The sequence below is a fragment of the Oryzomicrobium terrae genome (genome assembly GCF_008274805.1).
Lineage (GTDB): Bacteria > Pseudomonadota > Gammaproteobacteria > Burkholderiales > Rhodocyclaceae > Oryzomicrobium > Oryzomicrobium terrae.
Genome location: NZ_CP022579.1, coordinates 664,497 through 690,522 on the forward strand (window position 1 = coordinate 664,497; position 26,026 = coordinate 690,522).

Consider the following 26,026-nt stretch of genomic DNA (forward strand, 5'->3'; position numbering starts at 1 on the left):
CTCCAGTTCCCGGAGTCAAACCTTCAGCAAATCCGCCCGCCCCCCCAGCCAGCGCAGCAGGTGGGCATCGGCGGTAGTCGGCGCATGGGCGATCAGCCAGGCGGCGGTGTCGCGGGCGGCGTCCACCAGGTCGGTGTCCCGCTCTAGGTCGGCGTAGCGCAGCATGGGCACGCCGCTCTGGCGGTGGCCGATGAATTCGCCGGGGCCGCGTAGATGCAGGTCTTCTCGGGCGATGGCGAAGCCGTCGGTGTTTTCAAAAATGACCTTGAGCCGCGCCCGGGCGGTTTCCGATAACGGGTGGCCGAACAGCAGCACGCAGGCCGATTCCGCCGCGCCCCGGCCGACCCGGCCGCGCAGCTGGTGCAGCTGCGACAGGCCGAAGCGTTCGGCGTGCTCGATCACCATCAGGCTGGCGTTGGGCACGTCCACCCCGACCTCGATCACTGTGGTGGCCACCAGCACGTCCAGTTCGTGAGCGGCGAAGGCGGCCATCACGGCGGCCTTTTCGTCGGCTTTCAGGCGCCCGTGCACCAGGCCGATGCGGCGGTGGGGCAGGTCGGTCTTGAGGTGCTCGAAGGTATCCACCGCCGTCTGCAATTGCAGGGCTTCCGATTCCTCGATCAGGGGGCATACCCAGTAGGCCTGGCGGCCGCCTTCGCAGGCCCCGTCCACGGCGGCGATGACCTCGTCGCGGCGGGCGTCGGAGATCAGTTTGGTGCGGATCGGCGTGCGCCCCGGCGGCAGTTCGTCGATCACCGACACGTCCAGGTCGGCGTAGTAGGTCATGGCCAGGGTGCGCGGGATGGGGGTGGCCGACATCATCAGCTGGTGGGGGTTGCCGCCCTTTTGCTTGAGAGCCAGGCGCTGGGCCACGCCGAAGCGGTGCTGCTCGTCCACGATGGCCACGCCCAGGCGGGCGAACTCGACCCCGTCCTGGATCAGGGCGTGGGTGCCCACCACCAGCTGGCCGTCGGTGCCGGCCCGGGCCTGCATCTCGCGCTTGGCCTTGGGCTTGAGGCTGCCGGTGAGCCACAGCACCTCGATGCCGAGGGGGTCGAGCCAGTCGCGCAGCTTCTTGTAGTGCTGCTCGGCGAGGATTTCGGTGGGGGCCATGAAGGCCGCCTGATAGCCCGATTCGATGGCACGCAGGGCGGCCAGGGCGCCGATCACCGTCTTGCCGCTGCCCACGTCGCCTTGCAGCAGGCGCTGCATCGGGTGGCCCTGGGCCAGGTCGGCGGCGATCTCGTCCCACACCCGCCGCTGGGCGCCGGTGAGGGCGAAGGGCAAGCGGCGCAGCAGGGCATCGGTCAGGGTCGGTGCCCCGGTCAAGGCCGGGGAATCCTTGGCCCGGCGCGCCGCGTGGGCGCGGCGCAGGCATAGCTGCTGGGCGAGCAGTTCGTCGAACTGGACCCGGCGCCAGGCCGGGTGGTGCCGGTCGGAGAGTTCTTCGAGCTGGGCGGCGAAGTCGTCTTCCGGCGGCGGGGCGTGCAGCAGGGTCAGGGCCTCGTCCAGGGAGGGCAGGCCCAGGTCGGCGCGCACCGCCTCCGGCAGGGTCTCGGCAAAGCCGCCGGCCTGGCGCAGGGCGGTCAGCGCCACGGCGATGCGCTTGCGCAGCACCGGCTGAGAGATGCCGGCGGTGGTCGGATACACCGGAGTGAGCCGGTCGGGCAGGGCCTCGCCGTCGTCCACCACGCGAATGCGCGGATGGACCAGTTCCGGCCCGAAGAAGCCGGGGCGCACCTCGCCGAAGGCCCGCACCAGGCGGCCGTTGTCCCGGGCGGTCTCGAACTGCTGGGTCTGGCTGCCGTAGAAATTGAGGAAGCGCAGCCAGGCTTCCCGTCCGCCGCTGCCGATCAGCTTCACCACCAGCTGGCGGCGCGGCCGGTACTGGACGTTCACGTCCGCCACCCGGCCTTCCACCACCACCGGTGCGCCCAGGGGCGCCTGGCCGGCCGGGTAGGCCCGGGTCTCGTCCTCGTAGCGGATCGGCAGGTGCAGGGCGAAGTCTTCCAGCCGGGTCAGGCCCAGCTTGGCGAACAGGTCGTCCCGGCCCTTGCCGGCGGCGGGCTTGCCCGGCTTGGCGCCCTTCTTGGCCCCCGCGCCCTTGCCCGCCGCCGGGGCCTTGCGCCCGTCGGGGCCCCGGCCCGGGGGCCGGGCGGCCGCCGTGGCGCCGTCGCTGGAGGCGGCGAGGGGCGTGGGTTTGGCGGCGCGGGGCGGCAAGGGAACGGGGCTAAATCGAGGCGACTTAGCCGATCACCAGCACGGCGTCGGCTTCGACCTGGGCGCCCCGGGGCAGGGAGGCCACGCCGATGGCGGCGCGGGCGGGGAAGGGCTCGGCGAAGTAGCGGGTCATGGCCTCGTTCACCTTGGCGAAGTTGCCCAGGTCGGTGAGGAAGACGTTGACCTTGACCGCGTCGTTGAGGCTGCCGCCGGCGGCTTCGGCCACGGCCTTGAGGTTGTCGAAGACGCGCGCGATCTGGGCGTCGATGCCCTCTTCGAGCTGCATGGTGGCCGGGTTGAGACCGATCTGGCCGGACATGTAGACGGTTTCGCCGACCTTGACGGCCTGGGAATAGGTGCCGATGGCGGCGGGGGCGTTGGGGGTGGCGATGATGGTACGGGCCATGGCGGTCTCCTGGGTCGGGTGGGGATGGGCGCGGGCGCCCGGTAAGGACCGCATGGTAAAGGATGGCGACGCCTGCGGGCGAGTCCGGTCGTGTCCGGGGCCCGCCACCGGCGCGGCAAGACCGGCCGGTGGCGGGACGTAGGGCGGCGCCGGGGTGCGTTGGCGCCCCGTTGTTCGCTGGCGAATGACGCTTTTAGCATCCATCAAAGGCGGAAATGGCCGTCTTTCCTAGAATCCGCCGGCCAGCCCGCCCTTGCTTTTGCAGGGTGCGCCTCTCCTGAATACGCAGAAAGGTCTCTACCGTGAACAAGTCCTCCGCCCTCTCCCTGCTCGCCGCTGCCCTGCTCGCCGTCACCCTGGGTGCCTGCGGCAAGCAGGAAGCCCCCCAGGCCGACGCCGCTCCGGCCCCGGCTCCCGCCGCTGCCGCGCCGGCGCCCCAGGCCGCAGCCCCGGCGGCCGATGCCGGCCACGCCGCCGAAGGCGAGGCGCCTTACAAGCAAGTCTGCATCATGTGCCACGGCGCCGGCGTTGCCGGCGCACCCAAGGTCGGCGACAAGGCCGCCTGGGAACCGCGCATCGCCCAGGGCAAGGACACCCTGTACAAGCACGCCCTGGAAGGCTTCACCGGCCAGGCCGGGATGATGCCGGCCAAGGGCGGCAACCCCTCCCTGTCCGACGACCAGGTCAAGGCGGCGGTGGACTTCCTCGTCTCCAAGGCCCAGTAAGTTCCGTTTCGGTTCAGTTCCGCGCAGTACCGGCGGGGAGGCGAGAGCCTCCCCGTTGTCGTTTACGCCTTCCTTCTTCACCGGCGCCCCTTGGCTGCGGCAGCCGCCGCCGCGGTGCCTCCCCCGGGCCGGCCTGGGGCAGGCCCGCGATCGCCGGTTATGCCATCCCCCATTGCCGGATCCGGCAGACCCGCTAGGTACTTTTACCTAGCCGTACCGGCAGTTGCGCCTAGCTGGCTGCGCTATCCCCACAATTTTCGTAGGGGTATTGCCGGCCTACCCTGACATCGTCCCTTCCTCCTTCCGGAGCGATGTCATGCACGACCTCCCTTGTTCCTCTCCCGGCCCCGGCGGCGATGCCCCGGACTGCCGGCGCCGCGCCTTCCTCAAGGTGCTGCCGGCGATCACCGCCGGCGCGGCTTCCCTGGCGGCCCTGCCCGCCGAAGCGGCCAGCGATAACGCCAAGCCCCACTGGGGCATGCTGGTGGATGCCCGCCAGTGCATCGGCTGCCAGGCCTGCACCGTGGCCTGCATCATGGAAAACGTGGTGCCTGAGGGCAGCTTCCGCACCGTGGTATCAACCTACGCGGTGACCACCGGCGAGGGCGCCGCCGCCGTTACCGGCACCCACGTCCTGCCCCGCCTGTGCAACCACTGCGACAACCCGCCCTGCGTGCCGGTGTGCCCGGTGGGCGCCACCTTCAAGCGCGAAGACGGCGCCGTGCTGGTGGACGGCGAGCGCTGCGTCGGTTGCGCCTACTGCGTCCAGGCCTGCCCCTACGACGCCCGCTTCATCAACCACCACACCGGCAAGGCCGACAAGTGCACCTTCTGCAGCCACCGGGTCGAGGCCGGGCTGCTGCCGGCCTGCGTCGAGACCTGCGTCGGTGGTGCCCGGGTGTTCGGCGACCTGAACGACCCGAAGAGCGAAATCCGCCGCCTGATGGCCGACGCCCAGGACGAGCTGAAGGTGCTCAAGCCCGAACAGGGCACCCGGCCCCAGGTGTTCTATATCGGCCTGGACGACCGCCTGCAAGGCAAGGTGGACGGCACCCAGACCCCGGCCCTGAGCGGGCTCACCTGGCAACCCAAGAGCCACGGAGGCTGACATGACCAACCCGCAAATCGTCGAAGTGGTGAATGTGGCCCGGGACGTGGCCTGGCTGCCCTGGGCGGTCCAGTACTTCTTCCTGATCGGCCTGTCTGCCGGTGCCTTCCTGCTGTCCCTGCCCGGCGAGGTGTTGAAGCGCCCGGGCTGGGCCGGCATTTCCCGGCGCGCCCTGCTCGCCGCCCTGCTGTGCGGCCTGACCGCGCCGGTGGCCCTGCTCGCCGACCTGCACCAGCCGGGGCGCTTCCTCAACTTCTACCTGCATCCCAACTTCGGCTCCTGGATGGCCTGGGGCGCCTTCTTCATTCCCCTCTATCTGGGCGGGCTGATGCTCTACGCCTGGCTGGCCCTGCGGCCGACCCTGCTGCGCCTGGCCGAGGCGCCGGACACCGCGCCGCTGCTCGCGCCCTGGTACCGGCGCTTGGCCTACGGCGGCCTGGAAAGCCCCACGGCCATGGTCGCCGCCGCCCTGCTCACCGGCCTGGGAGCGCTGCTGGTGCTGCTGTACACCGGCATGGAGGTGATGGTGGTGCGCGCCCGGCCGTTGTGGGATACGCCGCTGCTGCCGGTGCAGTTCGCCGTCACCGCTCTGGCCGGCGCCGTGGGCCTGGTGCTGCTGCTGGAGCGGCGCTTCGGCGCGGCACCGGCCGAGACCCTGCCGCGCCTCAACCGGGTGCTCGCTGCCACCCAGGTGGCCGCCCTGGCGGTGGGCGCCCTGTGGCTGGCCCTGGGCCTGTTCGGCCTGTCGCCGAGCCACGCCGAGGCCCTGGCCGAGGTGGCGCCTTCTGCCGCCTGGCGCATCACCGCCCTGTGGGCCGCCGGCTCCGCCGCCGCCACCCTGTGGCTGGCCTGGCGCCGTCCCGCCCACGGTCTGCTGGTGGGGCTGATCGCCCTGCACTCGGCCTGGATGATGCGCTGGACCGTGTTCATTGGCGGCCAGGAGATTCCCAAAATCGGCGCCGGCTACTACCGCTACCAGCTGCCCCTGGGCCACGACGGCCTGCTCGGCATCGTCGGTACCGCCGGCCTGTGGCTGCTGCTCTTCATCCTCCTCACATCCTTTTTGCCCTGGGGCGACGCCAACCGTCGCGCCGGGCGCGCCTGAGCGCTTTTCGAGGGGTTCATCATGAAACTGCCCAAACTTTCCCGTCGCCAGATGCTCGCCGCCGGCGGGGCCACCGCCTTCGCCGCTGGGTTCTCGCAAACCGCCGTGCGCATGGGCGAAAAGGTCCTCGGCCACGACGCGCCCAAGCACAAGACCGCCGGCGAGGCGCCGGAACCCGAGTTCCGCATCGACCCGGCCAGCGGCAAGCTGTGGATCAACCCGGCCCAGCAGGTGAGCTACACCATGTGCACCGGCTGCACCACCTTCTGCGGCGTGCGGGTGCGCATCGACCGGGCCAGCGGCAAGGTGTTGCGCGTTGCCGGCAACCCCTACAGCCCCCTGTCCACCGACCCCCACCTGCCGATGAAGGCCAGTGTGCGCGACAGCTTCGTCGCCCTGTCCCGCTTCAACGAAAAGGGCTTGGCCGGGCGCTCCACCGCCTGCGGCCGGGGCAACGCCGTGTTGCAGCAGATGGATTCGCCCTTCCGCGTGCTCACCCCGTTGAAGCGCGTGGGGCCGCGCAATTCCGGGCGTTGGCAGCCGATCTCGTTTGCCCAGCTGGTCAAGGAAGTGACCGAGGGCGGCGACCTGTTCGGCGAAGGGCCGGTGGCCGGCCTCAAGGCCCTGCGCGACTTCTCGCCGATCGACCCGGAACGCCCCGAGCTGGGCCCCAAGGTGAACCAGGTGGCGGTGCTCAACAGCACCAACGAGGGCCGCGAGAACTTCGCCCGGCGCTTCATGCAGAAGGCCTACGGCACCCTCAACTTCGTCGGCCACGGCTCCTATTGCGGCGGCGCCTACCGCTCCGGTTCCGGCGCGGTGTTCGGCGACATGAAGAAGATGCCCCACGGCAAGCCCGACTTCCAGAACGCCGAGTTCGTGCTGTTCATCGGCACCGCCCCGGGCCAGGCCGGCAACCCGTTCAAGCGCCAGGGCACCCTGATCGCCAAGGCCCGCACCACCGGCGCCATGAACTACGTGGTGGTGGACCCGGTGCTGACCAACGCCGACAACCGGGCCGTGGGCGACCGGGCCCGCTGGGTGCCGATCCGCCCGGGCACCGACGGCGCCCTGGTGATGGGCATGATCCGCTGGATGTTCGATAACGGCCGCATCAACGCCGACTTCCTGGCCCTGCCCAACCAGGCCCTGGCCGAGGCCGCCGGCGAGCCGTCCTTCGCCAACGCCACCCACCTGGTGGTGGCCCAGCCCGGCCACCCCCGGGAAGGGCGCATGCTGCGCGGCTCGGACCTGGGGCTCCCTGTAGAGGAGGCCGACCGCAACAAGGAGGCGGACCCCTTCGTCACCCTGAGCGGCCCCCTCGACGCCGGCGGCAAGCCGGTGCCGATCGGCCAGGCCAAGGGCCCGGCGCCCCTGTTCGTGGACACCGAGATCGAGGTCGGCGGCAAGCCCCTGCGGGTCAAGTCGGCCCTGCAACTGCTCAAGGAAGAGGCCGAGGCCCACACCCTGGCCGACTACGCCCGGGACTGCGGCGTGCCCGAGCACGTCATCGCCGGCTTGGCCGAGGAATTCACCGCCCACGGCCGCAAGGCGGCGGCCATCGCCCACGGCGGCATGATGGCCGGCAACGGCTTCTACAACGCCTTCGGCGTGATCATGCTCAACGTTCTGATCGGCAACGTGAACCGTCCCGGCGGCCTGGTGGCCAACGGCGGCGGCTTCAAGGACGACGGCGAGGGGCCGCGCTACAACCTGGACAGCTTCGCCGGCATGGTCAAGCCCACGGGCATTCCCCTGGGGCGCAACGTGCCCTTCGAGAAGACCAGCGAGTTCGCCAAGAACAAGGCCGCCGGCAAGGCCTATCCGGCCCAGGCCCCCTGGTTCCCCAACGCCCCGGGGCTGGTCACCGAGTGGTTCACCTCGGCCCTGTCCGGCTATCCCTATTCGCTCAAGGCCCTGATCCTGTGGAGCAGCAACCCGCTCTACGGCATCCCCGGCCTGCGTCGCCAGGTGGAAAAGGATCTGGCTGACCCGAAGAAGCTGCCCCTGATCATTTCCATCGACCCCCTGATCAACGAGAGCAACGCCTACGCCGACTACATCGTCCCGGATTCGCTGCTCTACGAGAGCTGGGGCTGGGCCTCGGCCTGGAACGGGGTGCCGACCAAGGCGTGCACCGCCCGCTGGCCGGTGGTGGAGGCTAAGGCGGCCAAGACGCCCGACGGCCAGCCCATCGCCATGGAGAGCTTCTTCATCGCCCTGGCCAAGGCCATGGATCTGCCGGGCTTCGGCGACAAGGCGATCAGCGACGCCGAGGGCAATACCTATCCTCTGAAGCGCGCCGAGGACTGGTACCTGCGCGGCGGCGCCAACATCGCCTGGCTGGGCAAGGAGCCGGTGGCGGACGCCAGCGACGAGGACATCATCCTGGCCGGGGTGGAACGCCTGCGCCCGCTGCTGGAAGCGACCCTCAAGCCCGAGGAGGTGCGCAAGGTGGCCTTCCTGCTCAGCCGGGGCGGCCGTTACCAGCCGGCCAAGGACGTCCGCGACGAGGACAACCCGGAGTGGATGCGCAACCGCCTGAAAGCCATGCTGCACGTGTGGAACGACAACGTGGGCGGCAGCCGCCACAGCATCACCGGCAAGCGCTTCGTCGGCTGTCCGAGCTGGCAGCCGGCCCGCTTCGCCGACGGCACTCCGGTGCGTCAGGTCTATCCGGAGAGCAAGTGGCCGATGCAGCTGATCAGCTTCAAGTCGGCGTTGCAGAACTCCTACTCGATCGCCGCCGACCGGCTGCTCGGGGTCCATCCGGAAAACCCGGTCATCCTCCATCCCCAGGACGCGGAGGCCATCGGCGTGACCACCGGCGACCGGGTGGAGATCCGCACCCCGGGCGGCGCGGTGCGCTCCCGGGTGCTGGTGCACGGCGGGGTGATGCCCGGCGTGGTGGCGGTGGAGCACGGCTTCGGCCACAAGGAGCTGGGGGCCCGCGCCCACCGGATCGGCGACCGGGAGCAGCCCCACAAGCCGCATCTGGCGGCGGGCATCAACCTCAACGACCTGGGGGTACCCGACCCGACCCGCCAGGATCGGGGCCTGTGGGTGGACCCGGTGTCCGGCACCGCCGTGCGCCAGGGCCTGCCGGCCAAGGTGGTGCGGGTGTAACCCGCTAGCCGGGCAAGCGCAGCAGCCAGGGCCGCCGGGGGGCGGCCCTGGCGCAGGCGGCCAGCGTGGATGCCGGTAGGCGTCGCGCTGGCCGTTTGTCATGGTGGTGCCGCATTATTCCGATATCATTTCAGTCATTTCGGCCATCCCGCCCCGAGCGCTACTGCCATGTCCGTAACCCCTGACGCCACCACGCCTCCCGCTGCCACGGGGGCCGGCGCCGATCCCTGGATCCTCCTGGGGGTGCCCCTGGATGCCTCCCCCGATGACATCCGGGCCGCCTATGCCCGCCAGCTGGAGGCTTTGCGCGCTCATGCCGCCACCGGTCATCCCGCTGGTGCCGAGCAGCTGGCGGCGGCGCATCAGGCCTACCGCACCCTGATGGCGCTGGCCGCACCGGCCAGCGCCACGCCGATCGAGGCGGCGTTGCCGCCCTTGGCCCTGGCGGTGAAATTCCAGACCTTCCTGCACCAGGACAACCGCTTCACAGGCAAGGGCACGGTACGGGTCGAGGGGACGCGCTTCGAGGTGGAGGCCCGCCTGCGCCGGCCCTTCGCCTTTGCCCGGCGGCGCTGGAGCTTCGCTCTGGCCGAGGTGCGCAACGCGGCCCGGGACGGGGATCTGGTCACGTTCGTCGTGGTGGGCCAGGGCAAACCCTGGCGGGCAGTGCTGTCCTTTGCCGACGGCCTGGAGGCGGGGCGTTTCTTTGCCCGCCTGCCCGACACCCGGGACGACGGCCTGCTCACCCTGCGCGATTCGCACAAGGACTTTCAGCAACGCCTGGCGGCCCTCGACCGGGGCACCCCGGTGACCTGGGGCCTGCTCGCCGCCAACCTGCTGCTCTACCTGGTGGTGGGGCTGGCTGGGGGCGGCTGGATCACTGCGGCGCCCGAGGTGCTGGCCCGCTTTGGCGGCAACCTGGGGCCCCTCACCACCGACGGCCAGTGGTGGCGTCTGCTCAGTGCCACCTTTCTGCACGGCGGGCTGGGGCATTTGCTGGGCAACATGGTCGCCCTTACCGTGTTCGGCCGTCTGGCCGAGCGCATCTACGGTTCGGCTCCGTTCGCCGCCTGCTACCTGCTGTGCGGCTTGGTCGGCGCGACCGCCACCCTGATCTTCCACGCCGATGCGGTCGGGGTCGGGGCCTCCGGCGCGATCTTCGGGGTGATCGGCCTGCTGCTCGCCTTTCTCGCCGCCGACCGGGAGTTCCTGCCCCCCTCGGCGCGGCGCCAGTTGTTCATCAACTGGGCGATTTTCGCCGGCTACATCTTCATTCAGGGGATGGGCAAGGCCGGTACCGACAACGCCGCCCACGGCGCCGGTCTGGTCGCCGGCCTGGCCCTGGGCTTCATCGTCGGCAATCCGCTGCGCCGGGTCGGCGGCGGTATCCCGCTGCTGTCGGGGCGGATGGGGGCGGGGGCGCTGCTGTGCGGGCTGGTGGTGTTGGCCGGGGTACTGGCGGCGCCACGCCTGGAGGTGGACTACCGGGCGCGGCGCGAACTGGTAGATATCGCCCGGCGCCTTGGCGAGGTGGAAAAACAGCTGGGCGATACCGGTAAGCGCCTGACCGCGCCGGGAGGCGGTGGCACGCCGGCCGAGCTGCTCCAGGCCCTGCGCACCACCCAGGACGGTTATGCCGGGCTGGAGCGGCAAGTCCTCCAGGTGCGCACCCAAGGGAGCGAAATGGCGCGGCGGCGCGACCTGCTGCTGCGGTTCATCCGTCTGCGCCAGGACGGCTTGCGGGCCATCGGCCAGGGGGTCGAGCGCGACGACCAGGCCCTGGTACTGGCCGGCTCCGCCTATCTCAAGGAAGCCACGGCCCTGGTGCCGGAAATCATCCAGCCGATGAACCTGCGGCCGTGAGGGCAGCCGGTGCGCCGTGACTAGTCCAGGCTCTTCGGGTCGGCGGCCAGCATCAGGCGCACCAGGTCGGCGGCAGAGCTGACCCCGGTCTTTTCCATGATGTGCTGGCGGTGGGCGTGCACCGTGCGCTCGCTGATGTCGAGCTTGGACGCCACCCGCTTGTTGGGGTGGCCCAGGGCGAGCAGCCGGGCCACTTCGATTTCCCGGGGGGAGAGGGCCTCCAGGGCGCGGCGGGCGTCCTCGGCGCGCTGGGCGGCGCTGATCAGCTCGCCGCTCTTGCGCACGGCGTGGCCGACGGCGTCGATCAGGGTCTGGTCCTTGAAAGGCTTTTCGATGAAGTCGGCGGCGCCTTGCTTCATCGCCTGCACCGCCAGGGACACGTCGGCATGGCCGGTGATGAACACCACCGGGATGCGGAAGCCCCGGGCCTGCAATTCCTGCTGCAGTTCCAGGCCGCTCATCGAGGGCATGCGGATGTCCACCACCAGGCAGCCCGGCGGGCCGCGCCGGTAGGCGTCGAGCAGGGCTTCGGCGCTGGCGTAGGTGGCGACCCGCCAGCCCACCGATTCGAGCAGGAAGGCGATGGAGCGACGCAGCGCGGCGTCGTCGTCCACCACGTGGATCAGGGCGTCTTCAAGAGGCAAGGTCGTGCTCATGGCAGGGTAGGGTAAAGCAAAGGGCGAGGCCGGTGATATCGGCATTATGACTGCCCGGGAAGGCATTGGCAGCGGATTCGGCCCACAGGTGGCCGCCGTGGGCTTCGATGATCGAATGGCAGATGGCCAGGCCCAGGCCGAGGCCGTCGGGCTTGGTGGTGAAGAAGGGCTCGAACAGGCGGGCGCGCAGTTCCGCCGACAGCCCGGGGCCCTGGTCGATCACCGCCACGCGCACCTTGTCGGCCGGCCGCTCCGGATCGGGGGCGAGGCGCAGGGTGATGGTGCGCCGGGCTGCGGGCAGGCCCTGGGTGGCGTCCACGGCGTTCTTGAGCAGGTTCACCAGCACCTGCTGGATCTGCAACGGATCCATGTCCACCGTGGTTTCCGCCGGCAGCCGGTCGTCCACGACGATTTCGGGGGCGTTGGCCATCATGCCGGTGAGCAGCGCCACCGCTTCGCCGGCCACCTCGCCCGGGGCGCGGGGTTCCCGCACCGCCGCGCGCTTGCGCGAGAAGGCACGGATGCGCTGCATGATCGCCGCCGCCCGGTCGGCCTGGGCGGCGATTTCCTGACTGGCTTCGCTGACGGCTTCGGGGGAGAGGCGTCCGGCTTCCTGGCGGCGGCGCAGGCTGCTGGCGTAGTTGCCGATGGTGGCCAGGGGCTGATTGAGCTCGTGGGCCAGGGTGCTCGACAGTTCGCCCAGGATGGACAGGCGCGACAGGTGCTCGGACTGCTCCTGGTGGTGGCGCATGCGCGCCTCGGCCTCGTCCCGGGCGGCCAGGGCGGCGCGCAGTTCGGCGGTGCGCGCCAGCACCTTGTACTCGACCCGCACCACGTGGATCACCCAGCCGGTCAGGGCGAGAAAGACCAGCACCAGCCAGGGCCAGTAGCGCCGTGCCAGCCCTTGCAGGGTGGTTTCGCGCAGGTAGGCGTAGGGGCCGGTCTGCAGTTCCCGGTACAGCTCGCGCACCGACTGGTAGTCGGCCGGCACGGTCCAGGCCATGCCTTCCGGCGTGGGCGGCATGGAGAGCAGGGCGGTGGCCACCGCCTTGGCCAGTTGGGGCGAGTCGTGAGCGGTGGCGGCGGTGGTGGCGATGGCCCAGTCCGGGTACAGGTCGGACGAAAGCAGGCAGGGGAAGCCCGGCACCTGACGCTTGGCCAACACGCGGAAATCGGCCAGGCGCAACCGGCCGGCCTGGGCCATGCTCTCGAGCAGGCAGGCGCGCACGATGCCGGCGTCCGCGCTGCCGTTGGCCACCGCCTCCACCACCTGGGACATGGGAAAGCCGACGAAGCGCCGTTCGGCGAAGGCGCTTTCGTGGTCGATGCCCTGGCGCTGGAATTCCCGGGCCGCCACCAGGTAGCCGCCGAAGGCGTCCGGCGACACGGCAGCCAGTTTCTTGCCGGCCAGATCGGCCAGGTTGGTGAGGTCGCGGCGCTCGGCGCGGACGATGATCGCCGAGCCGACGGCGGCGGACGAGTCGGCGGAGGGGGCGTCCAGGGTGGCGACGCGGGACACGCCCAGGGCCGCTTCCAGGGTGACGTAGTGGCCGCCGTTGGTGATGACGAATTCCACCTGGGACTGGCGTACCGCTGCGTCGAGCCCGGCGTTGTCGTAGAACTCCAGGACGAAGTGCCGTCCTGGCAGGGCGGCGTTGAGCCGTTCGGCGACGTGAGACCAGTCGTAATGGGCTGCCTCCACCCCCTCGTAGGCGAGCACGCCGATGCGCACCGGGGTGTCGGTGGGGGCGGTCGGTACAGCCGGTGTCGTGGTTGCCGCCGCCGGTGAGGGGGCCGGGGACCGCGCGGTGGGGGTGGCCTGGGCGCCCGGGGCGGCGGCCAGGGCCAGGGCTGCCAGCCCGCCGAGCAGCAGCCTGCGCCAGCGGCGCTCCATCCCGCGGCGATCCCTGGCGCCGATGCGGCTCATCGCCCGGCCACCCAATCCACCACCGCGTCCAGGGCCGGCAGGGCCTGGCGGGCCCGGGGGTGCTGGGCGATGGCCACCACCACCCACCATTTGCCCGTGCGGTCGGGAACGAAGCCGGCCAGGGCGCGCACGTTGTCCAGGCTGCCGGTTTTCAGCCGGGCCCGGCCCCGGGCGGGGGAGTTCTGGAAACGGCGCTTGAGGGTGCCGTCCACCCCGGCTACCGGCAGGGAGGCGAGCAACTCGGGCATTACCGGGCTGCTCCAGGCGCTTTGCAGCAGCCTCGCCAGGGCGGCGGCGGTGACGGTTTCGCTGCGCGACAGGCCGGAGCCGTTGTCCACCGCGATGCTGTCCGCCGCCAGACCCCGGGCGGCGAGCCAGCCGCGTACCTTGTCCCGGGCCTTTTCCTGGGTGCCCGCACCGTCCGGGCTCCCGTTGCGGCCGAGCAGCAGGAACAGCTGGCGGGCCATAACGTTGTTGCTGAACTTGTTGATGTCCCGCACCAACTCGCCGATGGGGGCCGAGTCGATGGCGGCGAGGAGGCGGGCGTCGGCCGGGGCGCTGCCGTCGCGTACCTGGCCGACGATCTCGCCGCCGCTCTCTTCCCACAGGGCTTGGGCCAGGGCTGCGCCGAAGCGTTGTGGCGGCAGGGGCGACAGGTAGAGGCTCTGCTCACCGCATTCGGCGGCGTAGCTGCCGGATAACACCAGGGTGGCGGTGCCTTCGCCGTAGGCCGGCTCGACCTTGCTGCGCCAGTCGCCGCAGGGACCGGCGACCAGTTGCAGGCGCGACAGGACGCGCAGGCCGGCCAGGGGCGTGTCGAGCACGCCGTCCACCGCCTGGTGGGGCGGGTCGGGCACCAGGGTCAGCTTGAGGGCGTGGAAGTTCACCAGCAGGCCGTCCGGGCCGGCGTTGTAGGGACGCAGCCCCTCGCCGTCGAAGGCGTTGGGGTCGTGGGGCGGCGGGGTCAGGGCGGAACGGTCGAGCACCAGGTCGCCGGCGATGCGCCGGATGCCCCGGGCCCGAACGCTGTGGAACAGCCCCCACAGGGCTTCGCTGGTGAGGCGCGGGTCGCCGCCGCCGACCAGCACCAGGTCGCCCTTGAGTACACCATCCTCCACCGGGCCGGTGGCGCGCAGCTCGGTGCGGAAGGTGGCGGCCGGGCCAAGCAGGTCCAGGGCGGCGTAGGTGGTCACCAGCTTCATGGTCGAGGCCGGCTGGATCGGCGCCTCGCCGCGCAGGGCCAGGCGCGGCCGGCCGCCGTCGGCGGGGGCCACCACCACCGCCAAGGCGCTGGTGGGCAGGTCGGTCTGGGCCAGGATCTGGCGGGCTGCCGGCGGTAGCTCGCTGCTCGGGCCGAGCAGGGGGGCGGCCTGGAGGGCCGGGGCTAGGCCGGCCGCCAGGAAAAACGCCGCGGCGGTAAGGCGGCGGCGTTGGAACAGGGGCAAGAAGAGCATCAGGTGCGTCGGTGCAGGGTGAAGCCCTGAAGCATAGCCTTCAAGCGCTCCGCTGTGGCGCGCAGTTCCTCGGTGGCATCGCGAGCCTCCTGGGCGCTGCTGGTGTTCTGCGCGATCAGATCGGCGATGTGCTCCATGTTGCCGGCCACTTCCTCGCTGGCGCTACCCTGCTGGCGCGAGGCATCGGAGATGTGGCTGGCCATGGCCGCCACCTGCTGGGAGGCGCTGGTGATGCCGGCCAGACCGGCGACGCTCTCGCTCAGCATGCCGATGCCGCTGGCCACTTCCTCCTGGGCCTGGTCCATGGTGCGCACCGCTTCGCTGGCGGCGGCCTGGATCTCGCCGATGGTGGCGGCGATGTCGGCGGTGGAGTGGGTGGTGCGCTCGGCCAGCTTGCGCACCTCGTCCGCCACCACGGCGAAGCCGCGCCCCGCTTCGCCGGCCCGGGCCGCCTCGATGGCGGCGTTGAGGGCGAGCAGGTTGGTCTGGGTGGCGATCTCCTGGATCACCTGGGTGATCTGGCCGATCTTGTCGATGGAGCTGCCCAGGGCGTCGATGGTGGCGCTGGAGGCGGTGACCGTGTCCACCACCTTTTGCGTTGCCACCATGCTGGCGTCGATCTGCTGCTGGCTGGTTTCCACCAGTTGGCGCGCGTTGCCGGCGGCGTCGGCCATTTCGGCAGCACTGCCGGCCACTTCCTGGACCGAGTGGCTGAATTGTTCGGTGCCGGCGGCGGCGCTGGCCACCTGGTCGGCCTGGCGGGCCGATTGTTGTTGCACGGCGACCATGCGCTGTTGCAGGTCGGTGCTGCGCGCGTCGATGCCGGCGGCGGCGCTGGCGATCTTGTCGAGCATGGCCTTGAGGTGGGCCTGCATGGTGGCCAGATTGCTGAGCAGACGGCCGGCCTCGTCGCGGCCGTCGATGGCGATGGTATCGGTTAGGTCGCCTTCGGCAATCTTTTCGAAGTGCTGCACCGCCTTGGCCATGGGGCGGACGATGGCCCGGGAGAGCAGCCACCAGCCGGCCAGGGCCGCCAGGATGGCACCGACGATGCCGGCGATGGCCAGCTTCTGGATCAGGGCGGCGCGTTGGTCCGAATTGGCCAGGGCCTCCTGGGCGTCGAGGTGCAGCCGCTCCAGCACCTGGTTGCCGGTGGCGTTGAGCTCGGCGTAGATCGGGTTGAGCTGCTTGAGCAGATGCTCGTTGGCGGCCATGAACTGGCCGGCGGCCAGGGCGTCGATCACCGGGCGCAGCCCTTCCTTGGCGTAGCGCACACGCATGGCCGCCAGCTTGGCGATGGCGTCCCGGGTGGCCGGGGCGACGTCGGCCTTCTGCAACTCGTCGAGCAGGGCGTCGATCTCGGCCCGGTTGGCCTGGATGCGGTCCAGGTGGGTGGCCAGGGGGTGGTCGTGGAGACGGGCGAAGGCGCTGGCCGGGTCGTGCTGCAGGCCGAGCAGGGCCTGGGAGCGGTTTTCCGCGAGCAGGAAGACGAGGCGCTGGGCCTTGGCCGCCGGGGCCTGGATGTGGGCGACCTGGTGGGTGAGGTCGGCATGGGTGCGCTGGATGCCGAACAGCCCCAGGGCGGCGCCGACCACCAGCAGGGCGCTCATGAAGGCGAACATCAGGCCGAGGCGCACTTGCAGCGACAGGGCGGCCAGCCGTCCGGCCAGGCCGGTGCGGGCGATGGTGAAGGGGCGGGGCTTGGCCTTGAGGGAGGCGTAGAGGGCGCTGGCCTCGCTCACCTGGGCACGGCTCGGTTGGGTGCGCACCGAGGTGTAGCCGACGGTTTGGCCGTTCTTCTTGACCGGCATGGCGAAGGCGTCCACCCAGTAGAAGTCGCCGTTCTTGCAGCGGTTCTTGACCACGGCACGCCAGGGCAGGCCCGCCTTGAGGTGGCGCCACATGTCGGCAAAGGCCTCCGGCGGCATGTCCGGGTGGCGCACGATGTTGTGGCTCGCACCGATCAACTCGTCCCGGGAGAAACCACTGATGGCGATGAAGGCCTCGTTGGCGTCGGTGATGACGCCCTTGAGGTCGGTGGTGGAGACGAGGTAGCTGTTGGCGGGGAAGGGGACTTCGTTGGTCGTGATAGGCAGGTTGATCTTCATTTACATCCTATGCAATGCAATTTACTGGACGGCTCCCCCAACGCTGGATAGTACCGAGGTAATGAGTCTTTCTTCTGACATAGGTCAGTCAGATGAGAACTATTTCCTTACGTATATCTACCTATATTCCTCAGTGGCTTATGGAAATGAAAAAGCAGTATTAATGGTTATGCGCGGTCGGCTTACCATCGCCCTATCGTTTTTCTTGCCCGGATAGGATCGTTTCATGAGCTCTTCCCTGTTCTCCCGCCGCCGTTCCCTGCTTTCCCTGGCCCTGGTGTCGGCCCTCGGCGCCGCCCTGCCGCTGAGCAGCACCCTGGCTTACGCCGGCGACGGCAGCGATGCCAAACCGTTCAAGGTCGGCGTCACCGCCGGTCCCCACGCCCAGATCCTGGAGGCGGTTAAGAAGCATGCCGAGAAGGAAGGCTTCAAGATCCAGATCGTCGAATTCACCGACTACGTGCAGCCTAACGCCGCCCTGGCGTCCGGCGACCTGGACGCCAACGTGTTCCAGCACAAGCCCTTTCTCGACGCCTCGATCCGCGACCGGGGCTACAAGCTGGCCGTGGCCGGCGACGCGGTGCTGATGCAGTTCGGCGCCTACTCGAAGAAGGTCAAGCACCTGAAGGACCTGCCCAACGGCGCCAAGGTAGGCATCCCCAACGACCCGTCCAACGGCGCCCGGGGCCTGCTGCTGCTGCAAGACCAGGGGCTGATCAAGCTCAAGGCCGACAAGGGCTCCGCCGTGAGCGTGCTGGACATCGTCGACAACCCCAAGAAGCTCAAGATCGTCGAACTGGAAGCGGCCCAACTGCCCCGCTCCCTGGACGACCTGGACGCGGCCACGGTCAATTCCAACTACGCCCTGCCCGCCGGCCTGGTGCCCAGCCGCGACGCCATCGCCCTGGAAAACCCCAGCACCCCCTTCGCCCGCATCGTCATCGCCGCCCGGGAGCAGGACAAGAACGCGCCGGCGGTGCAGAAGTTCGTCAAGCTGTACCGCTCCGAACCGGTCAAGCAGTTCATCAACGCCACCTTCAAGGGCGCCTACACGGCGTCCTGGTAAGTCGGTAGCGAGAGGCCCCAGCCCATGGCCCGCCTGATCCATCCCGACGGCACCGTGGTCGCCGCCCCGGCGGCGGTGGCTCGGGCCGTGGCGGCCCTGGGCGCCCACCTGGACTGGCGCCCGCCGCCTTCGCGCATCCTCGACCTGCTGGTGAAACCGGTGCTGGCCGAGGCGGAGAAGGCGACGGTGCTGGCGGCGGTGGATGTCCACGTCGCCCCCTGGGTCGAGCGTCTGGTGCGACGCGGGCGGGAGCGGGGCGGACGAGCGCCTGAAACCGACGTCCAGTCCAAATCACAGTCCCAATCTCCGGCCCGGGACCTGGTGGTGCTGCACGACGGCATCGCCAACCTGGCGGCCCTGCGCGAGCAGTTCGCCGCGCCCCATCGCCATGACGACGACGAGGTGCGTTACGTGGTGGACGGGGTCGGCTACTTCGGCTTCGTCGCCGCCGACGGCAGCCAGGTGCTGCTCGAAGTGGCGGCCGGGGATTACCTGGAAGTGCCGGCCGGTGCCGAGCACTGGTTCGCCCTGGGGGCCGACCCGCGCCTCAAGGCGGTGCGCTACTTTCTCGGGGCACCGGCCTGGGAGGCACGCTACACGGGCACTTCCGTGATGCCTGTCCTGAAAGCCGCGCCCCTGGCCGATCTCCAGAGGGCCTAGTCCAAACTCTAGGACTGGCGCGGGGTTTGGGCCGATGCCCCGCAAGCCGGGCCGTCCGGCACGCCGCACTTGCGCAGCACCAGGGCCAGGGGGCAGAAGTTGCTCAGGCTGAACTGGAACAGGTTGGCGCCAACGAAGGCGGTCAGCCAAAGAAAGTAGGACGACACGTACAGCGGGCTGGCCGGGGCGCCCAGGGCCAGACTGATCAGGATCATCAGGCCGGCAAAGAAGCGGATGGCACGTTCAACGGTCATGGCGGTTTCCTTTACGCAAGGTGGGGGTTACAGCCGCCCGCCGCGCTGGCGGTAGGCGACGAAATAGAGCAGCGGGATCACCACCAGGGTGAGCAGGGTGGAGACGAGAATCCCGAAGATCAGCGAAATGGCGAGCCCGTTGAAGATCGGGTCGTCGAGGATGAAGAAGGCGCCGGTCATGGCCGCCAGGGCGGTCAGGGCAATGGGCTGGGCCCGGGTGGCGGCGGAGCGCACGATGGCGTCCTTGAAGGGCACCCCGGCCTCCACTTCGAGCCGGATGAAATCCACCAGCAGGATCGAGTTGCGCACGATGATGCCGGCCAGGGCGATCATGCCGATCATGGAGGTGGCGGTGAACGGCGCGCCGAGCAGGGCATGGCCGGGCATCACGCCGATCAAGGTGAGGGGGATCGGCGCCATGATCACCAGGGGCGCCAGGTAGGAGCCGAAGTGGGCCACCACCAGCAGGTAGATGAGGATCAGCCCGACGGCGTAGGCGGCGCCCATGTCGCGGAAGGTCTCGTAGGTGATCTGCCATTCCCCGTCCCACTTCAGGCCGTAGCCCCGGTAGGCGTCGTCGGCCTGGCGGATGAAGGTCTCGGTGACCGGGCCGCCGTCCGGGGCGACGATTTTTCCAATGCCCGAACGCAGGGCGAACATGCCGTAGAGGGGGCTGTCCGGCAGGCCGGCGCGGGTGTGGCCATCACCATAGTCGGAGACGTCGCCCATCACGTAGGTCACCGGCAGGCCGTCCTTGCGGTAGCGGGCCTCGTCCACCGTGGCGGGGCGGGCGCTGACCAGCTCGCGGATCGGCACCAGGGCGCCGCCGGCGCCGCGCACGGTGAGGGCGAGCAGGGCCTGGTCGTTGCCCCGGGATGAATCGGGCAGGCGCAGTTGCAGGGGCACCGGGTACTTGGCGCCGTCGCGCAGGTAGGTCACGTCCTCGCCGGCCAGGCCCGCCGCCAGGGTGGCGACGATGGCCTGCTGGCTGACTCCAGCCCGGGTCGCCTTGTCCTTGTCCACCACCAGCAGGGTCTTGGGCGCCGGGGCGTTGTGGGTGCCGTCCACGTCCACTACCCCGCTCGTCTGCTGGAACACCCGGCGCACCGCTTCGGCTAATTGGTTACGTCCGGCCTCGCTCGGCCCGGTGATCTCGGCGACGATGGGCGAGAGCACCGGCGGGCCCGGCGGCACTTCCACCACCTTGACCCGGGCGCCGTAGCTGGCGCCGATGGCAGCCAACGCCGGGCGTACCCGCTGGGCGATGGCATGGCTCTGGGCGCTGCGGTGGTGCTTGTCGGCCAGGTTGACCTGGATGTCGCCCACCTCGCCGCCGTCGCGCAGGTAGTACTGGCGCACCAGGCCGTTGAAGTTGATCGGCGCGCCGGTGCCGGCGTAGGCCTGGTAGTCGGCCACCTCGGGCACCGTGGCCAGGTAGGCGGTCATCTCGCTAAGGGCCGCGGCGGTGGTTTCCAGGGGCGTGCCGTTGGGCATATCCACCACCACTTGGAACTCGGACTTGTTGTCGAAGGGCAGCATCTTCAGCACCACCCACTGCAGCACCGGCAGGGCCAGGGAGAGGGCGATCAGCCCGGCCACGGCCAGCCCCAGGCGGCGGCGCTGGCGCGGCCCCCGGGCGTCGTCGAGGAAGGGGGCGAAGACGCGGGCGGCGAGCGGCTGCAACCTGGCCGCCAGACCGTCGTGGTGGGCCGCCTGCTTGGGCAGCCAGCGCGCCGCCAGCCAGGGGGTGACGACGAAGGCCACGGCCAGGGAGATCACCATGCCCATGGAGGCATTGATCGGGATCGGGCTCATGTAGGGGCCCATCAGGCCGCTGACGAAGGCCATCGGCAAGAGCGCGGCGATCACCGTCAGGGTGGCCAGGATGGTGGGGCCGCCCACCTCGTCCACCGCCCGGGGGATGAGGGCCAGGAGCGGCGCGCCCGGGTCGAGCAGGCGGTGGCGGTGGATGTTCTCCACCACCACGATGGCGTCGTCCACCAGGATGCCGATGGAAAAGATCAGGGCGAACAGGGACACCCGGTTGAGGGTGAAGCCCCAGGCCCAGGAGGCGAACAGGGTGGCCATCAGGGTGAGGATCACCGCCAGGCCAACGATGCCCGCCTCGCGCCGGCCCAGGGCCAGGGCCACCAGGGCCACCACCGAGGCGGTGGCGAAGAGCAGCTTGTGGATCAGCTTCTGGGCCTTGTCGTTGGCCGTCTCGCCGTAGTTGCGCGTGACCGCCACTTCCACGCCCTCGGGCAGCAGGGTGTTGTGCAGGGCGTCGACGCGGCGGAGCAGGGCATCGGCCACCTCCACCGCGTTCTCGCCGGGCTTCTTGGTGATGGCCAGGGTGACGGCGGGATGGTCGGCGCCCGGCGCGATGGTCGTATTGCTGGCGGCGGCTTCAGTACCGGCCTCGTTCCGGGCCTGGGCCGCCGCCGGCCCGGTGCCGTGCCAGACGTAGCGGGTCGCCGGGGCCGGGCCGTCGCTGAGGGTGGCCACGTCGCGCAGGAACACCGGCTTGCCGCCATGGACGCCCACCACCACCTCGCCCACGGCGGCGGCACTGTCGAGGAAGGGACCCACCTCGACGGCCAGACGCTGGGCGCCTTTCTCGGTGGGCACCAGCAGGTCGCCGGCGGGCAGGTTGGCGTTGGCCCCGGCCATGGCCTGGCGCAGGTCGGCCACGGTGAGCCCCTGGGCGGCCAGGCGCTGGGGGTCGAGCGCGATGCCGATGGTGCGGCGCGGGCCGCCGTAGGTGGTCACTTCCCGGGTGCCGGGCACCCGCTTCAGTTCCGCTTCCAGGCTGTGGGCCACCTGCTCCAGCACCAGGGGCGAGGCCGTGGCGCTCTGTCCGCCTTGGGCATCCTTGGCGAACAGGGTGAGGGTGACGATGGGCACGTCGTCGATGCCTTTGGGTTTGATCAGGGGCGGCAGGGTGCCCAGGTTGGCGGGCAGCCAGTCGCCGTGGGAGTGGATGGTGTCGTAGAGGCGCACCAGGGCCTCGGTGCGCGGCACCCCCACCTGGAACTGCACGGTAAGCACCGCCAACCCGGGGCGGGAGACGGCGTAGAGGTGGTCGATGCCGGCCATCTGGCCGAGCACCTGCTCCGCCGGCTGGGCCACCTGGGCCTCCACGTCGGCGGCGCTGGCGCCGGGGAAGGGCACCAGCACGTTGGCCATGGTGACGTTGATCTGGGGCTCTTCCTCCCGGGGCGTCACCAGCACGGCGAACAGGCCGAGCAGCAGCGCGGTGAGGGCGATCAGCGGGGTGATGCGGGCGTCCTGGAAGTAGGCGGCCAGCCGCCCGGCCAGGCCCAGATGTTCGTGAGGCCCGGTAGCGCGGGGAGTGCTCATCGCGATGCCCCCATCGGGGCCTGGCGGGTGGCGGCTTCGGGATCGAGGGCGACCCGCTCGCCGGCCTTCAGGCCGGCCAGGATCGGCACGCTGCCATCGGCCAGGGCGACGCCGGGGCGGACATAGCGCAGCCGGGGGCGCTGGGTGGCGTCGAGCACATACACGGCGGTCAGTTCGCCACGCCGCACCAGGGCCTTGCCCGGCACTGTGAGGGGGGCGGCCTCGGCCTTGCCGGCGGCCAGGGGAAAGGCGACCCGGGCGAAGGTGCCGGGGGGCAGCCGCTGCACCTCGGTGCTGGCGGGCAGATCGAGGCGCACGGTGCGGGTCTGGGCCAGGGGATCGGTGCTGGGCAGCCAGGTGATCTTGCTCGGGGTCAGGCGTAGCGGGGCGGCGCCGTCCGGGGCGATGGTGATCTCGGGCAGGGCGTCGCGCCGTACCCGCTCGGCCACCGTGGCCGGCACCGTGGCGGTGACGCGCAGGGCAGAGGGGTCGTAGACCGTGAGCAGGGGCTTGCCGGGCACCGCTACGTCGCCCCGCTCCGTATCCACCTGCGACACCCAGCCGGCAAACGGGGCGGTGAGGCGGTACAGCCCGGCCTGGGCGGCGGCGGCGCTGGCCGAGGCGATCTGGGCGCGGGCCTGGGCCTCGGCGCTGCGGAACTTGGCTTCGGCCTGATCCAGGGCGGCGGTGGAGAGGAACTTCTGGGCCGCCAGGGCCTGGGCCCGGGCGTACTCCTGACGGGCCTGGACCCGCTGGGCCTCGGCGGCGGCGATCTGGGCGTGGGCGGCGGCGGCCTGGTCGGCGGCGGCCTTGCCCTCGACCTGCAGCAGCATCTGCCCGGCTGCCACCCGGTCGCCGGCCAACACCTTGAGTTCAGTCACGGCGCCGGCTACCGGCACCGCCAGGGCCGCCTGGCGCACCGCCTCGACCCGGCCTTCGGCCTGATAGGCGGCGGCCTCCAGCCGGCTGCCCACGGTGATGGCGGCCAGGGCCGGGGGCGTGGCCTCGGCGGCCTGGGCCGGCACGGCCAGAGGCGTGGTCAGGAGCGCCGCCAGCAGGGCAAGGCGAAAGGCGGCGGGGCGGCGGGAGGGCTGGATGGGCATGGGCGGCGTGAATGGCTTGGGTCTGCCCCCGTCTGCGCCGGGTGGGGCGTCGGCGCGGTCGGAGGGGTTATGCGAACGCGAGGGCAGGGCGCTCAGACGGCGAACTCTTCGTAGGCCTTGAGGGCGTGGGCGGCGTACATCAGGGACGGGCCGCCGCCCATGTACACCGCGGTGCCCAGTACTTCTTCCAGCTCGGCCCGGGTGGCGCCGAGCTTGACCAGGGTCTGGACGTGGAAGCCGATGCAGTCGTCGCAGCGGCTGGCCACGGCGATGCCCAGGGCGACGAATTCCTTGGTCTTCTTCTCCAGGGCGCCGTCCTTGATGGCGGCTTGGGCCAGCTGGGAGAAACCGGCCATCACCTCGGACTGGCTCTGGCGCAGCTTGGCGAGTTGGGCGGACACGTCCTGGGTGAGGGATTTGTAGGACTGGATCGACATGGCAGGCTCCTGGGGAGAAAGGTACGGGACGAAAGAACAGGGCTTAGGCGCCGCAGGAGCGCTTGAGCACGTAGAGGATGTCGGCCACGTCGGGGCGGGCCAGGGAATAGAAGACGGTCTGGGCTTCCTTGCGGCTGGTCACCAGCCCCTCGCCGCGCAGCACCGTCAGGTGCTGGGAAAAGGCCGACTGGCTGAGGGCGGAATCCCGCGCCAGCTCGCCCGCCGAGCACTCCCCGGCGAGCAGGCGGCACAGGATCAGCAGCCGCTCCTCATGGGCCATGGCCTTGAGCAGCCGCACCGCCAACGCCGCATGGGGGCGCAGGTCGTGCAGCAGGTCGCTGGGGGCGGCCGCCTCCTCGGGCTGGTCGCGGGAAGTTTCATTGGAAGATCGCATTTTTCTAATTTAGATTTTTCTAAATTAGAAGTCAATGATATTTCAAGGCGGTCCGCTGGAGCCGTGGTCTGGGCATGGACGTCCGTGGGAAGCGCTGCGGGAGGGCCGCCTTCGGGGCGCTTCCCTCATCGCCTGTTTCCCTCCGGGGATGGGGGCTGGCACGGCGCGGACGGAGGCGTCCGGTGCATGCAATCCGCCCAGCTGTGTCTGTGCTGTTTAGCCTGGCAGGGCCAGGGGAAGGGATGCGCAGGCCCGTGTGTGGGGGCTCGCGGATCCGGACGCAGTGTCGGTGTGCGGCAAGGCCGGGCCGGCAGGCGAGGCGGTCAGGTAGCGGTGCCGCGCCCGGAGCGGCCAAGGAGGAGGGCGCGGGGTTGGTCCCGCAAACAAGAAGCCCCTCACCTGGCGGAGAGGGGCTTCTCTTGTCGAGGGCGCCGGGCAGTGTCGCGCTGGCGCCTGGGTGGCTTAGCGGGGGCTTACTTGTAGTCGAACTTCATCTGTTCGGAAATCAGATGATCCCGGCTGGTCTGTTCGCACAGCCCTGCATAAGAGGTCAGCGGCGGCGGCAGCGCCATGCCTTCGGCGAGCAGGCGTTGGTTGTCGAACAGCATTTCCATGGCGGCGAAGTCGCCGTAGGCGCGGATGGCGCGCAGGACGATGCGGCGGTTGCACGGCCCCAGCAGTTCCTTGAATTGCCCCTGCATCTTGGCGATTTCCTCGAAGGGCAGGGCCTTGTAGGTCTTCGTCATGGGCGTTTGCCCGGTGGCGTTGGCAATGGCGATGTCGATCTCGCCGAAGCTGCAGGAGCGCTTTTCACCCGCCGTGATGTGGTAGGCCGTGTGCTGCAGCGTGGGCTTTTCCAGCAACAGCTGCAGGGCTTCGGCGCAGTAGTCGACGGGAATCACGTCGATTTTCTGGTCGAGGCCGCAGGGGAAGCATTGCAGGGCCCGGGCGATGCGGAACACCCAGAAAATGCTGCCGGACGGGGCGCAGCCCAGGCGGCTGTGACCCACCACGATCGATGGGCGGGCCACGATCAGGGGCAGGTCCGGCAACTCCTCGCGCATGCGGTGCTCGGCTTCGTACTTGCTGGCCGTGTATTCCAGGAAGTGCTCGGTTTCCTCCCCCGCGTCGTAGCCCTCGGGCACCGGGACGGGGGCTTGCCGGCCGCAGGCCATGGCCGTGCCGATCTGCAGGAAACGGCGCAGGGTGCAGCGCTTGCTGAGGGCATGGGCCATGGCCAGCACGCCATCGACGTTGGTGGGCCAGATCGAGGGGTGGTTGCCGAAGGAGGCGACGGCCGCCGAGCTGACCACGTCCACGATGGACGGCAGGCGCGGGTCGTCCTGCCATTCGGCGACGTTGTTGAGCCCGCCGCACAGGATTTGGTCGAGGTGCAGGCGATCGAGCAGGTGTTCGGGGGTGCCGTGGTCGCGCAGGACGTGGGCGATCCGGGCCAGGCCATCTTCGCGGTGGTCGGCGCGGACGAGAAACAGGCAGTCATCCCAGCGGTCGGTTTGGATCAGTCGGGAGGCCAGGGCGGCGCCAATGAAGCCGGTGCCACCGGTAATCAGTAAACGAGGTGAGTAGGTCAAAACGATCTGCGCAAATGTAAGCAAATTGTTACTTATACGCGCTGACGCTTCCATGAACCTGACTGGAGGAGGGCGATTGCGCGGGCTACGGGGTTTTTTGGCAATTTATGCAGTCATATGCCTTTGTACTCGTTGCCGTCAAGCGCGCAGGGGGGGGGCGTGGCAGCGGCTGGCCGTGGCGCGAGGGATGGACACACGAGGTGGGGCGCCGAATGGCGCGGGAGATCGCTCCCCCTCGTCAGGGAGCATACGGTTGCAGTCGCCAGGCTCAGGACGGCAGGGAGCTCGCCCGCGCGCGCGCCTGGCCGGCCAGGGGCAGGGAGGGATGCAATCGTCAGGGCCGTGGCACGGTGTCCCCTAAGCCATTGATTGAACAGGCGACTGCGTTGGGCCCGGGGGGTTGGGGCCCCGCCGTGGTGCCGGCGGCTAACAAAAACTGAGGGGCCGCCCTTGAAAACCGCT

Annotated in this window: 19 protein-coding genes; 7 read left to right on the forward strand and 12 right to left on the reverse strand. The window is 70.2% G+C overall.

Annotation, left to right across the window (positions count from 1 at the left end):
• Positions 1 to 15: 15 nt before the first annotated feature.
• Positions 16 to 2,040 (reverse strand): ATP-dependent DNA helicase RecG, encoded by a 2,025-nt coding sequence (gene recG, locus OTERR_RS03055; protein ID WP_246154431.1) that lies wholly within the window; start codon positions 2,038 to 2,040, stop codon positions 16 to 18.
• Between the two features lie 205 nt (positions 2,041 to 2,245).
• Positions 2,246 to 2,626, reverse strand: coding sequence for a RidA family protein (locus OTERR_RS03060; RefSeq protein WP_149424823.1), 381 nt, complete (start codon positions 2,624 to 2,626; stop codon positions 2,246 to 2,248).
• 302 nt (positions 2,627 to 2,928) lie between these two features.
• Between OTERR_RS03060 and OTERR_RS03065 the strand changes: the two genes are divergently transcribed.
• The 5 genes from OTERR_RS03065 to OTERR_RS03085 all read left to right on the forward strand — a co-directional run bounded on the left by OTERR_RS03065 (position 2,929) and on the right by OTERR_RS03085 (position 10,553).
• Entirely contained in the window at positions 2,929 to 3,351 is a 423-nt protein-coding gene (locus tag OTERR_RS03065; RefSeq protein WP_054621048.1) for a c-type cytochrome, read from the forward strand.
• Positions 3,352 to 3,667: 316 nt separating this feature from the next.
• Entirely contained in the window at positions 3,668 to 4,459 is a 792-nt protein-coding gene (gene dsrO / locus OTERR_RS03070) for a sulfate reduction electron transfer complex DsrMKJOP subunit DsrO (protein ID WP_054621049.1), read from the forward strand.
• Position 4,460: 1 nt separating this feature from the next.
• The gene (gene nrfD, locus OTERR_RS03075) at positions 4,461 to 5,564 is read left to right on the forward strand and encodes an NrfD/PsrC family molybdoenzyme membrane anchor subunit (protein WP_149424824.1); all 1,104 of its coding nucleotides are present in this window, start codon (positions 4,461 to 4,463) and stop codon (positions 5,562 to 5,564) included.
• A gap of 21 nt (positions 5,565 to 5,585) precedes the next feature.
• Positions 5,586 to 8,690, forward strand: coding sequence for a molybdopterin dinucleotide binding domain-containing protein (locus OTERR_RS03080; RefSeq protein ID WP_149424825.1), 3,105 nt, complete (start codon positions 5,586 to 5,588; stop codon positions 8,688 to 8,690).
• 168 nt (positions 8,691 to 8,858) lie between these two features.
• A complete protein-coding gene (locus OTERR_RS03085; RefSeq protein WP_187775289.1) occupies positions 8,859 to 10,553 on the forward strand; it encodes a rhomboid family intramembrane serine protease in 1,695 nt (564 codons plus the stop codon).
• Positions 10,554 to 10,573: 20 nt separating this feature from the next.
• On the opposite strand, the gene OTERR_RS03090 is transcribed toward OTERR_RS03085, so the two are convergent.
• The 4 genes from OTERR_RS03090 to OTERR_RS03105 are packed head-to-tail and all read right to left on the reverse strand — an operon-like array spanning position 10,574 to position 16,698.
• The gene (locus OTERR_RS03090) at positions 10,574 to 11,209 is read right to left on the reverse strand and encodes a response regulator transcription factor (protein ID WP_054621053.1); all 636 of its coding nucleotides are present in this window, start codon (positions 11,207 to 11,209) and stop codon (positions 10,574 to 10,576) included.
• Positions 11,187 to 13,103, reverse strand: coding sequence for a sensor histidine kinase (locus OTERR_RS03095; protein ID WP_149426412.1), 1,917 nt, complete (start codon positions 13,101 to 13,103; stop codon positions 11,187 to 11,189). Before OTERR_RS03095 ends, OTERR_RS03090 begins: the two co-directional genes overlap by 23 nt.
• A 29-nt stretch (positions 13,104 to 13,132) precedes the next feature.
• Entirely contained in the window at positions 13,133 to 14,590 is a 1,458-nt protein-coding gene (gene dacB / locus OTERR_RS03100; protein WP_149424827.1) for a D-alanyl-D-alanine carboxypeptidase/D-alanyl-D-alanine endopeptidase, read from the reverse strand.
• Complete coding sequence (locus tag OTERR_RS03105; RefSeq protein ID WP_149424828.1) at positions 14,590 to 16,698, reverse strand: methyl-accepting chemotaxis protein; 2,109 nt, start codon at positions 16,696 to 16,698, stop codon at positions 14,590 to 14,592. The genes dacB and OTERR_RS03105 overlap by 1 nt, the downstream gene beginning before the upstream one ends.
• Positions 16,699 to 16,924: 226 nt before the next feature.
• Here OTERR_RS03105 and OTERR_RS03110 point away from each other — a divergent pair, with 226 nt between their 5' ends.
• Together OTERR_RS03110 and OTERR_RS03115 are read left to right on the forward strand one after the other, a co-directional pair.
• Entirely contained in the window at positions 16,925 to 17,764 is an 840-nt protein-coding gene (locus OTERR_RS03110) for a MetQ/NlpA family ABC transporter substrate-binding protein (protein ID WP_054621055.1), read from the forward strand.
• A 24-nt stretch (positions 17,765 to 17,788) separates the two neighbouring features.
• Positions 17,789 to 18,424 carry a cupin domain-containing protein gene (locus tag OTERR_RS03115; protein WP_149424829.1) on the forward strand — a complete coding sequence of 212 codons (636 nt, stop codon included), beginning with the start codon at positions 17,789 to 17,791 and terminating at the stop codon, positions 18,422 to 18,424.
• An 8-nt stretch (positions 18,425 to 18,432) separates the two neighbouring features.
• Here OTERR_RS03115 and OTERR_RS03120 read toward each other — a convergent pair whose 3' ends face one another.
• From OTERR_RS03120 to OTERR_RS03145, 6 genes are all read right to left on the reverse strand, one after another.
• Complete coding sequence (locus OTERR_RS03120; RefSeq protein ID WP_149424830.1) at positions 18,433 to 18,678, reverse strand: YgaP family membrane protein; 246 nt, start codon at positions 18,676 to 18,678, stop codon at positions 18,433 to 18,435.
• 27 nt (positions 18,679 to 18,705) lie between these two features.
• Positions 18,706 to 22,038, reverse strand: a complete 3,333-nt coding sequence (locus tag OTERR_RS03125) for an efflux RND transporter permease subunit (protein WP_149424831.1) — start codon at positions 22,036 to 22,038, stop codon at positions 18,706 to 18,708.
• Entirely contained in the window at positions 22,035 to 23,141 is a 1,107-nt protein-coding gene (locus OTERR_RS03130; RefSeq protein WP_149424832.1) for an efflux RND transporter periplasmic adaptor subunit, read from the reverse strand. Before OTERR_RS03130 ends, OTERR_RS03125 begins: the two co-directional genes overlap by 4 nt.
• A gap of 92 nt (positions 23,142 to 23,233) precedes the next feature.
• Positions 23,234 to 23,578 carry a carboxymuconolactone decarboxylase family protein gene (locus tag OTERR_RS03135; RefSeq protein WP_054621060.1) on the reverse strand — a complete coding sequence of 115 codons (345 nt, stop codon included), beginning with the start codon at positions 23,576 to 23,578 and terminating at the stop codon, positions 23,234 to 23,236.
• Between the two features lie 43 nt (positions 23,579 to 23,621).
• Positions 23,622 to 23,972 carry an ArsR/SmtB family transcription factor gene (locus OTERR_RS03140; RefSeq protein WP_149424833.1) on the reverse strand — a complete coding sequence of 117 codons (351 nt, stop codon included), beginning with the start codon at positions 23,970 to 23,972 and terminating at the stop codon, positions 23,622 to 23,624.
• 473 nt (positions 23,973 to 24,445) lie between these two features.
• Positions 24,446 to 25,564: an SDR family oxidoreductase gene (locus OTERR_RS03145; RefSeq protein WP_187775290.1), complete on the reverse strand. Its 1,119-nt coding sequence runs from the start codon at positions 25,562 to 25,564 to the stop codon at positions 24,446 to 24,448.
• Positions 25,565 to 26,026: the final 462 nt, after the last annotated feature.